8 protein-coding genes and 2 pseudogenes are annotated in these 9840 nt (G+C 69.5%); 4 read left to right on the forward strand and 6 right to left on the reverse strand.

What is annotated here, in order from left to right:
* Window positions 1-65: 65 nt before the first annotated feature.
* The 4 genes and pseudogenes from FUT87_RS30920 to mnmA form a co-directional block, all read right to left on the reverse strand.
* The gene (locus FUT87_RS30920) at window positions 66-368 is read right to left on the reverse strand and encodes a response regulator transcription factor (protein ID WP_255511928.1); all 303 of its coding nucleotides are present in this window, start codon (window positions 366-368) and stop codon (window positions 66-68) included.
* Between the two features lie 23 nt (window positions 369-391).
* Entirely contained in the window at window positions 392-712 is a 321-nt protein-coding gene (locus tag FUT87_RS30925) for a response regulator transcription factor (protein ID WP_255511929.1), read from the reverse strand.
* A gap of 32 nt (window positions 713-744) precedes the next feature.
* Entirely contained in the window at window positions 745-1983 is a 1239-nt protein-coding gene (locus tag FUT87_RS19360; protein ID WP_147242080.1) for a histidine kinase, read from the reverse strand.
* A 229-nt stretch (window positions 1984-2212) separates the two neighbouring features.
* Window positions 2213-3320, reverse strand: a pseudogene (gene mnmA / locus FUT87_RS19365) (tRNA 2-thiouridine(34) synthase MnmA).
* A 256-nt stretch (window positions 3321-3576) separates the two neighbouring features.
* Between mnmA and FUT87_RS29055 the strand changes: the two are divergent.
* Together FUT87_RS29055 and FUT87_RS19375 are read left to right on the forward strand one after the other, a co-directional pair.
* On the forward strand, window positions 3577-3936 hold the full coding sequence (locus FUT87_RS29055; RefSeq protein ID WP_186830636.1) for a response regulator: 360 nt from the start codon (window positions 3577-3579) through the stop codon (window positions 3934-3936).
* Window positions 3937-4052: 116 nt separating this feature from the next.
* Window positions 4053-4334 carry a class IIb bacteriocin, lactobin A/cerein 7B family gene (locus FUT87_RS19375; protein WP_147242082.1) on the forward strand — a complete coding sequence of 94 codons (282 nt, stop codon included), beginning with the start codon at window positions 4053-4055 and terminating at the stop codon, window positions 4332-4334.
* A 325-nt stretch (window positions 4335-4659) separates the two neighbouring features.
* Here the strand turns inward: FUT87_RS19375 and FUT87_RS19380 are convergent, their stop codons facing one another.
* Window positions 4660-5553 carry an AEC family transporter gene (locus tag FUT87_RS19380; RefSeq protein ID WP_147242083.1) on the reverse strand — a complete coding sequence of 298 codons (894 nt, stop codon included), beginning with the start codon at window positions 5551-5553 and terminating at the stop codon, window positions 4660-4662.
* A 144-nt stretch (window positions 5554-5697) separates the two neighbouring features.
* Between FUT87_RS19380 and FUT87_RS19385 the strand changes: the two are divergent.
* Window positions 5698-6673 (forward strand): annotated as a pseudogene (locus FUT87_RS19385) (tripartite tricarboxylate transporter substrate binding protein BugE).
* A gap of 340 nt (window positions 6674-7013) precedes the next feature.
* Entirely contained in the window at window positions 7014-8312 is a 1299-nt protein-coding gene (aceA, locus tag FUT87_RS19390; protein ID WP_141225253.1) for an isocitrate lyase, read from the forward strand.
* A gap of 93 nt (window positions 8313-8405) precedes the next feature.
* On the opposite strand, the gene FUT87_RS19395 is transcribed toward aceA, so the two are convergent.
* On the reverse strand, window positions 8406-9840 hold a 1435-nt coding region (locus tag FUT87_RS19395), incomplete at its 5' end, for an ATP-binding protein (RefSeq protein ID WP_147242084.1).

Genomic DNA, 9840 nt, shown 5'->3' on the forward strand with positions numbered 1-9840 from the left:
GATCGATCGCGCGCAGCACCGCCTGCGTGCGGTCAAGGATGCTCTTCTTCGCGAACATCGCGAGGTCAGATCCAGCCCAGATCGATCGCGCGCAGCACGGCCTGCGTGCGGTCGCGGACGCCCATCTTCGCGAACACCGCGGAGCAGTGGTTCTTGATGACGCCTTCGCTGTTGCCCAGCAGCGCGGCGATCTCGGTGTTGCTGCGGCCGCTGGCCACCAGGCGCAGCACCTGCAGCTCCTTGGGGCTGAGCGGCTCGGGCTCCGCCGTCGCCGCGAAGGCGCGCTCCACCGGCGCGCGCTCCATGCGCTCGGTCAGCAGCGGACGCAGCGCCGTCGAGCCACCCACCACGTCGCGCAGCGCCTGCACCAGCGTGTCCGGGCTGATCGCCTTCAGCAGGACCCGCGCGCCCCCGCGCGCACCGCCTCGTCGAAAGCCGCCGTGTCGTCGAAGGTGGTCAGCAGCACCACCGGGATCTTCAGCGCCCGCGCCGCCAGCGCCCGGATCAGCCCGATCCCGTCCAGCCGCGGCATCCGCATGTCCGACAGGATCACGTCCGGCTGCTCGCGCGCCAGCAACTCCAGCGCCTCCGCGCCGTCCGACGCCTCGCCCACCAGGCGAATGTCGTCGTGCAGCGCCAGCAGGCCCTTCAGCCCCTCGCGCACCAGTTGCTGGTCTTCCACCAGCAGCAGCTTGATCGTGTTGTCGCTCATGTCGTCTCCTTGCTGGATGGCGCAATCCCGGTTCAGGCGCGCCGCGGGCAGTTCAGTTCGATCAGGAATCCGGGGTGATGCCGCAGCACCTGCATCGTCCCGCCCAGTTCGGCCATGCGTTCCTGCATGCCCTTGAGGCCGTTGCCCTCGCGCAGCTTGCGCGTGCCGCGGCCATTGTCGTCAACCCGCACCCGGACCTGCGGACCGGATTCGTCCACCGCCTCCAGGCTGACGCGCACCCGCGTCGCGCCGGCATGGCGCACCGCGTTGGTCACCGCCTCCTGCACGCAGCGCAGCAGCGCGTGCGCGCAGCGCGGCGTCAGGTCCTGCGCGACCGGGTCCAGCGCCAGCTCGATCTGCGTGCTGGCGATGCCGTCGGCCAGCGTGCGCAGCGCGGCCTCGAGGTTGATGCGCTGGCTCTCCCGTTCGCGCGATACCGCCGCGCGGACCTCCGCCAGCAGCCCCGCCGCGCCCAGCTTGGCCTTCTCGACCGCCTGCGCGGCGCCGGGCTCGTCGTGGCGGCGCAGCAGCGCCTCGCTCAGCTGCAGGTGCAGGTTGAGCGCGGTCAGGTGATGCCCCATCACGTCGTGCAACTCGCGCGCCATGTGCAGGCGCTCGGCATAACGCAGCTGCTCGATCTGCAGCCGCTCGCCCGATTCCTTCTCGGCCAGCATGGCCTGGAACCAGCGTCTGCGCTCGGCCTCCGCCGCGGCCAGCCGGCCCAGGCCGAAGGCCATGCCGTGCAGCGCCACCATCGACATCGACAGCCCCAGGCTGTTCAGCCACCAGGGCAGGTCGGGCTGGAGCTGCTCGAGCCGCTGGGCCTCGCTGGGCAGCAGCCAGTACAGCGCCACACTGATCACGACCTGCGCGAGCGCGAAATTGAAGGCGCGCCGCACGTTCAGCAGCAGCGCCGCCAGCACGGTCACGAGGAAGGGCAGCCCCGGCGTGACCAGCAGCGCCAGCACGTCCAGCAGCAGCACGCGGGCGAGCGCGTCGGCCGGCGGCAGGTCCAGGTGTTGCTGGCGCGCCAGCCGCCAGAAGTGCCACGCGAACAGCATCACCAGCGCCAGGCAGGTGAGCACGAAGGGCGCGTCGTGGGTGTCGCCGCCGGTGCGGCGGTAGAGGCTGGCCAGGACGCCGTCGTAGGGCTCGGTCGCGTTGCCCATCAGGCCCCAGACCGCCGAGCCCAGCTCCAGCAGACAGATCGCCAGGGCGGCAATGCGCAGCACGAAGGCGGGCTGGGCGATGCGGGCGAGCAGACGATCCAAGGGGTCCATCCAGGCGAGGCGGCAACACGCCAGCGTGCCACAGGCGACGTCCGGCAGGGAAGGTGCGCATTGTCATGGGACACCGGCCGCGGCGGTTCCGGCCATGCGACGAGTGCCCCGAATCGCTGGATGAGCTGCGGCGGGCGTGCAACGGGCAGCGGACCGCCGCCGCGCCGGCCCCGGTCGGCTGGGCACGCGGGACGGCCCGCCAGCGGACGCGGCCTTCGGACTACGCGATCGCTTCCGCGATGACGCCGCCGCCCAGGCAGACGTCGCCGTCGTAGAGCACCGCGCTCTGGCCGGGCGTGACCGCCCATTGCGGCTGCGGGAAGTCCAGGCGGATGCTGGCCCTCGCCGGGGGTCAGCGCGCAGGGCGCGTCGGCCTGCCGGTAGCGGGTCTTGGCGCCGAAGCCGCCGAAGGCCGGCGCCTGGCCGGTCCAGCTCAGGTCCTGCGCCACCAGACCGCGGCTCTGCAGCAGCGGGTGGTCGTGGCCCTGGACGACCACCAGCGTGTTGCTCGCCAGGTCCTTGCGGGCGACGAACCAGGGCTCGTGCTCGCCGCCGCCGCGCGGCGCGCCCTTCTCCTTCACGCCGCCGATGCCCAGCCCCTGGCGCTGGCCCAGCGTGTAGAAGGACAAGCCGACGTGCTCGCCCAGCTTGCGGCCGCGCTCGTCCTTGATCGGGCCGGGCTTGTGGGAGAGGTAGCGGTTGAGGAACTCGCGGAAGGGCCGCTCGCCGATGAAGCAGATGCCGGTCGAGTCCTTCTTCTTCGCATTGGGCAGCCCGATCTCCTCGGCCAGCCGGCGCACCTCGGTCTTGGGCAGCTCGCCGACCGGGAACATCGTCTTGCGCAGCTGCGCCTGGTTGAGCCGGTGCAGGAAGTAGCTCTGGTCCTTGAGCGGATCCAGGCCCTTGAGCAGCTGCACCTGGCCGTCCTGCTCGCGCACCCGGGCGTAATGGCCGGTGGCGATCTTCTCGGCGCCCAGCCGCATCGCGTGGTCCAGGAAGGCCTTGAACTTGATCTCGGCGTTGCACAGCACGTCCGGGTTGGGCGTGCGGCCGGCCTGGTACTCGCGCAGGAACTCGGCGAAGACGCGGTCCTTGTACTCGGCGGCGAAGTTGACGTGCTCGATCTCGATGCCGATCACGTCGGCCACCGCCGCCGCGTCGACGAAGTCGATGTTGGAGGAGCAGTACTCGCTGTCGTCGTCGTCTTCCCAGTTCTTCATGAAGATGCCGACGACCTCATGGCCCGCCTGCTTGAGCAGCCAGGCGGACACGGCGGAATCAACGCCGCCGGACAGCCCGACGACGATCCGTTGCTTCTTGGGATTCATGGGGCGCGATTGTCCCAAAGGTCCGCAAGACCTGTCCGGCGCGGGGCCGGCCGCCGCCCGACGCGCCTCAGCGCCCCTTCACCCACCGCCTCCCCCCCGATTTCGTGACGCCGTTCACGCCCCACGGCGCCCGGGGGGAGGCGTGTCAGGAATGGCTGACACGCGCTGCGCGATTCGACGCACAGCGGGGCCGGTGGTCGCCGACTCCTCCGGCGCGCGGCGTCCGAAGAAACTGAATGAAACAGGGAGACCGATCATGAACGTCGTCATCGTCGAAGGGTCCATCACCATCCGGGCGCAGCTGCAGGCGCTGCTGGCGCGAGAACGCCGGATCCAGGTGGTGGGCGAGGCGGCCTGCGAGGCCTCCGCGATCGAGACGATCACGCGGACCCAGCCCGATGTCGTGGTGATGGACCTGGCGCTGCAACCCGGCAGCGGGCTGCGGGTGCTGCGGGCGATCCGGCAGCTGGGCATCGGCGCGCGGGCGATCGTGCTGGGCTGCACCGAGATCCCCCTCGTGCTGGACGCCGCGGCGGCGGGCGCGCCCGTCATCGATGCCACCGCGGCGCTGGCGCGCCAGGCCGTGGCCTGGGCGCTGGCGCCGCGGCACAAGTAGACATTCCAGTCGGTGTCTGGCATCGACGTGCGACGAGGAATCCAGGATGGTTCCCGGCGCCTCCAGTCGGGAAGATGCACTTGCGGGCGGGATGGTCCTGCCCGAGGAGCAGATGCATGATTCTCGAATTGACACACGAAGAGATCGATCAGGTGCACGGAGGCTGGGGGCCACTGGCCGTGGGCATCGGATCAGGAATCGTGGGCGGCATTGCCTACTGGCGCTCATCGTCCAATCCATCGGCCATTGGCTTGACCGCAGCGGTGCTGTATTCCGGTTTGGGCGGAACGATCAGCGCTGCCGGAAAGCTGGGATCCTTCATTTTTGGCTCCGGCATGATGCTCACCGGAAACGAGCTGGCCAGCCGCGCGGACGACCGTCATCGCGTCAACCGGTAATCCCGTGGCTCAATTCGGGTCGCTGCTGCTGTCACTGGGCGCCACCTGCTACGTCGCGGCCTTCGTACGAGGGGCCACGGGCCATCGCTCGTGGGGTTGGGGCGCTCTGGGCGTCCTCCTCGTCGGGCTCGGCGCGTCCTTTGACGCAGGCGCGGAGGCGCGGACGTCGATGCCGCGATTCCTCGTCGACCAGTGCCTGATCGCGGTTGGCGCCGTGGTGGCTGGTCGATGGCTCGCACGGCGCGGATCGGCCCGGCGTGAGCAGCGTTCCGATCGCGATCGACCTTGAACGGACGGCTCGCCGCCACCGCGCGGCGAGCCGTACTCAGCGCGCCGCGATCCCCAGCGCCAACCACAGCGGCAGCACGATCATCCCCAGCAGCGTGGAGACGGTCACCAGCCCCGCCACGAACGGGCCGTTGCCGCCCATGCGCACGGCCAGCACGTAGGCGCTGGAGGCCGTCGGCATCGCCGCGAAGGCGAGCAGCAGGGCTGCCTGCGGCGCGGGCAGCGCGAGCGCATGGCCGATCGCCAGCGCGATCACCGGCAGCACCAGGTGCCGGATCGCGAGCAGGGCGCTCGCCAGCCACGGCGCATCCTTGAGCGCCCCCAGCCGCAGTCCCGCGCCCACCGCCATCAACCCCAGCGGCAGCGCCGCCAAGCCGATCTTCTGCAGCGAGATCGCCGCCGGCTCCGGCAGGCGCAGCCCGGTGAGGTTGGCGGCCAGGCCGGCCAGCGTCGACACGATCAGCGGATTGCGCGCCAGCTCGCGCAGGTAGCCGTGCCCGCCATGCCGGGCCAGCGGATAGACCGCCGCGACATTGGCCACCGGCACGCACACCGCGACGATCATCGCGATCCACGCCACGCCCTGCGCGCCATGCAGCCGCTCGGCCAGCGCGAGCGCGACGAAGGAGTTGAAGCGGAAGGCCACCTGCGCGCCGGAGGCATGCGTCCTCGCGTCGACGCCCGGCACCCAGCGCAGCGCGAAGGCCAGCGCAATGCCGCTGAGCATCACGCCCAGCCCGCCGCCCATCAGCGCCATCGTGTCGCCCGGCGACAGGCTGCTGCGCGAGATCGAGTTGAACAGCAGCACCGGGAACAGCAGGAAGTACACCAGCTTCTCGGCCGCTTCCCAGACCGGGCGGTCCAGCGGCGTGTACCGGCACAGCACGAAGCCGGCGACGATCAGCAGGAAGTCAGGCAACAGCAGCAGCATCGGAAGACTCGAAGGGGGCGTCCGAGTGTGCCAGCGCTTTCCCGCCCCGCCGGCGAGGTCTCTACGTAGTTCCGCTAGCGCGAGCGCGCCGACGAGATACTTAAGCTGTTCCGATCCCCCAATCCTTCAGAAGACGAGGAGCTCATGAACCGTCGCTCGATCCTCCAACGCGGCCTGCTGCTGGGCACGCTGACGCTGTCCTGCGCCGCGGCGCTGGCCCAGTCCTATCCCACCAAGCCGGTCAAGCTGGTCGTCCCGTTCGCGCCGGGCGGCACCACCGACATCGTGGCGCGCGTGGTCGCGCAGCACATCGCCGGTCCGCTGGGCCAGACCATGGTCGTCGAGAACAAGGCCGGCGGCGGCGGCATCATCGGCGCCAACGACACCGCCAAGTCCGCGCCCGACGGCTACTCGCTGGGCGTGGCCACCGTGTCCACCACGGCCACCAACCCGGCGATCAATCCGAAGACGCCGTACAACCCGCTGACCGACTTCACGCCGATCGTGAACCTCGCGGCCACGCCCAACGTCATCGCGGTCCATCCGTCCTTCCCCGCCAAGGACTACAAGGCCTTCATCGCCGAACTGAAGAAGAGCCCCGGCAAGTACAGCTATGCGACCTCCGGCACCGGCGGCATCGGCCACCTGCAGATGGAGCTCTACAAGAGCCTGACCGGCGTCTTCGTCACCCACATCCCGTACCGCGGCGCCGGCCCGGCCTTGAACGACACCGTCGCGGGCCAGGTGCATGATCTTCGACAACCTGCCGTCCGCGCTCCCGTTCATCAAGGACGGCCGCCTGGTGGCCATCGCCGTGGCCGCGCCGCAGCGCCTGGCCGTGCTGCCCAACGTGCCCACCTTCAAGGAACTGGGCCTGGAGCCGGTCAACCGCATGGCCTATTACGGCATCCTCGGCCCGAAGAACCTGCCCAAGGAGGTCGTGGCCAAGATCAACGAGGCCGCGCGCAAGACCGTCGACATGCCCGAGGTCAGGAAGCGCATCGAGGAAACCGGCTCGATCGTGATCGGCAACTCGCCGGAGCAGTTCAGCGAGCAGATCAAGGCCGAATACGCGGTCTACAAGAAGGTCGTCGAGACGCAGAAGCTCAAGCTCGACTGACCGGACCGGTCTCCGCAAAAGGGGCGCCCCGAAAAGGGCGCCCCTTTTTCTTGGCCGGATTTCCGGCTTGCGGATTCCCATCGCCGCCCGGGTAATTTCAGATCATGAAAAGAGTTTGTCGGCATGCAAAAAGCTCCCGTGCTGCACCGCCGCAAGATTTCTCATGATGGAAGAGCCACTCTCACAATCCGGTTTCTTGTTTGCAAGTGATTGATTTGTATGGATAAAAAATTCAGTCTTATATAAGACATACGCCGACACGGTGGCGGTCAAGGCGCCTAGATTTGAGCCCATCGGTTTTCGTTTTCTCCAGCAACTTCATTCCCCACAGGAGCTCACCATGACGACCTTGACCCGCGAACAACAAATTGCCGCCCTCGAGAAGGACTGGGCCGAGAACCCCCGCTGGAAGGGCATCCAGCGCGGTTACTCCGCCGCCGACGTGGTGCGGCTGCGCGGTTCGCTGCCGATCGAGCACACGCTGGCCAAGCGCGGCGCCGAGAAGCTCTGGAACCTGGTCAACACCGAGCCCTTCGTCAACTCGCTGGGCGCGCTCACCGGCAACCAGGCCATGCAGCAGGTCAAGGCCGGGCTGAAGGCGATCTACCTGTCCGGCTGGCAGGTCGCCGGCGACGCCAACAGCAATGGCGAGATGTACCCCGACCAGTCGCTGTACTCGGTGGACTCGGTGCCGAAGGTGGTCAAGCGCATCAACGCGACCTTCAAGCGCGCCGACGAGATCCAGTGGAGCGAAGGCAAGAACGACATCGACTACTTCGCCCCGATCGTGGCGGACGCGGAAGCCGGCTTCGGCGGCGTGCTGAACGCCTTCGAGCTGATGAAGGGCATGATCGACGCGGGCGCCGCGGGCGTGCACTTCGAGGACCAGCTCGCCGCCGCCAAGAAGTGCGGCCACATGGGCGGCAAGGTGCTGGTCCCGACGCGTGAAGCGGTGGCCAAGCTGGTCGCGGCGCGCCTGGCCGCCGACACCATGGGCGTGCCCACCGTGCTGCTGGCCCGCACCGACGCCGAGGCCGGCGACCTGGTGACCAGCGACATCGACGACAACGACAAGCCCTTCTGCACCGGCGAGCGCACTGTCGAAGGCTTCTTCCGCACCCGCAACGGCCTGGACCAGGCCATCAGCCGCGGCCTGGCCTACGCGCCCTACGCCGACATGATCTGGTGCGAGACCGGCAAGCCCGACCTGGCCTTCGCCAAGGCCTTCGCCGAGGCCATCCATGCGAAGTTCCCCGGCAAGCTGCTGGCCTACAACTGCTCGCCGAGCTTCAACTGGAAGAAGAACCTGGACGACGCCACCATCGCCAAGTTCCAGCGCGAACTGGGCGCGATGGGCTACAAGTTCCAGTTCATCACGCTGGCCGGCTTCCACAGCCTGAACTACTCGATGTTCAACCTGGCCTACGGTTATGCGCGCAACAACATGAGCGCCTTCGTCGAGCTGCAGGAGGCTGAATTCGCCGCCGCCGAAAAGGGCTTCACCGCGGTGAAGCATCAGCGCGAGGTCGGCACGGGTTACTTCGACGCGGTCACCACCACGATCGAGGCGCAGGCGTCGACCGCGGCGCTGAAGGGTTCCACGGAGGACGAACAGTTCTTCGATGCCAAGCACGGCTGATCGCCGCGCGGCGGCCCCGCTCACGCGGGGTCGATGAACCGGAAGAGGGGCTGCGGGGAGCAGCCCCTTTTTTCATGGCGCCATGGCGCGGGCTCAGCGCGTCGTGGCCTCGGAATGCAGGGCCGCGGGCGCACGCAGCCGCCATTCCTGGATCAGTTCGACGACCGCATCCGGGTCCGCCGGCTTGACCAGGTGCACATCGAAACCCGCTTCGTGCGCGCGCCGACGGTCGTCCTGCTGGCCGTACCCCGTCAGCGCGATCAGCAGGCAGCGATCGCCGCCGGGCAGGGTGCGCAGCCGGCGGGCCACCTCGTAGCCATCCAGGCCGGGCAGGCCGATGTCCAGCAGCACCACGTCGGGCGCGCTGGCGGCGGCCAGGTCCAGCGCGCGGGCGCCGTCCAGCTCCACCTGCGTGTCGAAGCCGGCCAGCTCGAGGAACACCGCCATCGAATCGGCCGCGTCGCGGTTGTCGTCGACGACCAGCACGTGGCAGGGCTCGTCATCCTGCTGAGGCTGAGGCTGAGGCTGCGGCTGCGGCTGCGGCGCCGACGTGCCGCGACCGGCCCCCGCGCCGCCGGTCGGAGCGGTGCTGGCCGCAGCTGCGGGCTCCGGCGGCACCGTGTCCATCGCCTCGTCCGCCTGCACCGCGGGCAGGCGCACCACGAACTCGGAGCCGTGGCCGGGGCCGTCGCTGCGCGCCTCGACCTCGCCGTGATGCAGCTGCACCAAGCGCTGCACCAGCGTCAGCCCGACGCCCAGGCCGCCCTGGTTGCGATCGAGGCCGCGCGGGCCCTGCTCGAAGAGGTCGAAGACGTGCGGCAGCAGCGAGGCGGGGATGCCGCGGCCGTTGTCGCGCACGGTCAGCGTGAAGCCCGGCGCGCGCGACGCCGCGGCGCGGCCGTCGTCATCGCTGTCGCCATCGGCCGGCTCGTCGCGCGCCAGCGTCAACTCGATGCGGCCTTCGGGGCCGGTGTACTTGCTGGCGTTGTGCAGCAGGTTGGTGATGACCTGGATCAGCCGCGCGGCATCGCCGCGGACCCGCGCCGGCCGGTCGGGCAACTGCAGGCGCAGTTCCTGGCGCTGCAGGTCCACCAGCGACTGCACCGCCTCCAGGCTCTGCCGCACGACATCGCGCAGGTCCAGTGTCTCGGTCTTGAGCACGATCTTCCCCTGGCTGATGCGGGCGACGTCGAGCAACTCGTCGACCAGGCGCGTCAGGTGACGCGCCTGACGGTCGGTCACCGCGAGCGCCTGGGCGAGCCGGGCGTCGCGATCGGCGCGCGCGGCAGCCTCCTCGCCCGCTTGCGGCACCACCAGCGCGCGCATCACCTCGATCGCGCTGCGGATCGGCGCGAGCGGATTGCGCAGCTCGTGGGACAGCATCGCGAGGAATTCATCCTTGCGGCGGCTGGCCTCGAGCAGCCCGGCCTCGGCCTGCCGGCGCTCGACGATCTCGGCCTGCAGCGCGCCATACAGGCGCGCGTTCTCGAAGGCGATCGCGGCCCGTCCGGCCAGTTCCTCCAGCGTC

The sequence above is a fragment of the Mitsuaria sp. TWR114 genome, from assembly GCF_007997345.1.

What these genes read in the sequence shown, in the direction of transcription:
- FUT87_RS30925 (WP_255511929.1), bottom strand. Translation starts at nt 712, where the DNA reads ATGAGCGACAACACGATCAAGCTGCTGCTGGTGGAAGACCAGCAACTG.
- FUT87_RS29055 (WP_186830636.1), top strand. Translation starts at nt 3,577, where the DNA reads ATGAACGTCGTCATCGTCGAAGGGTCCATCACCATCCGGGCGCAGCTG.
- FUT87_RS19375 (WP_147242082.1), top strand. Translation starts at nt 4,053, where the DNA reads ATGATTCTCGAATTGACACACGAAGAGATCGATCAGGTGCACGGAGGC.
- FUT87_RS19380 (WP_147242083.1), bottom strand. Translation starts at nt 5,553, where the DNA reads ATGCTGCTGCTGTTGCCTGACTTCCTGCTGATCGTCGCCGGCTTCGTG.
- aceA (WP_141225253.1), top strand. Translation starts at nt 7,014, where the DNA reads ATGACGACCTTGACCCGCGAACAACAAATTGCCGCCCTCGAGAAGGAC.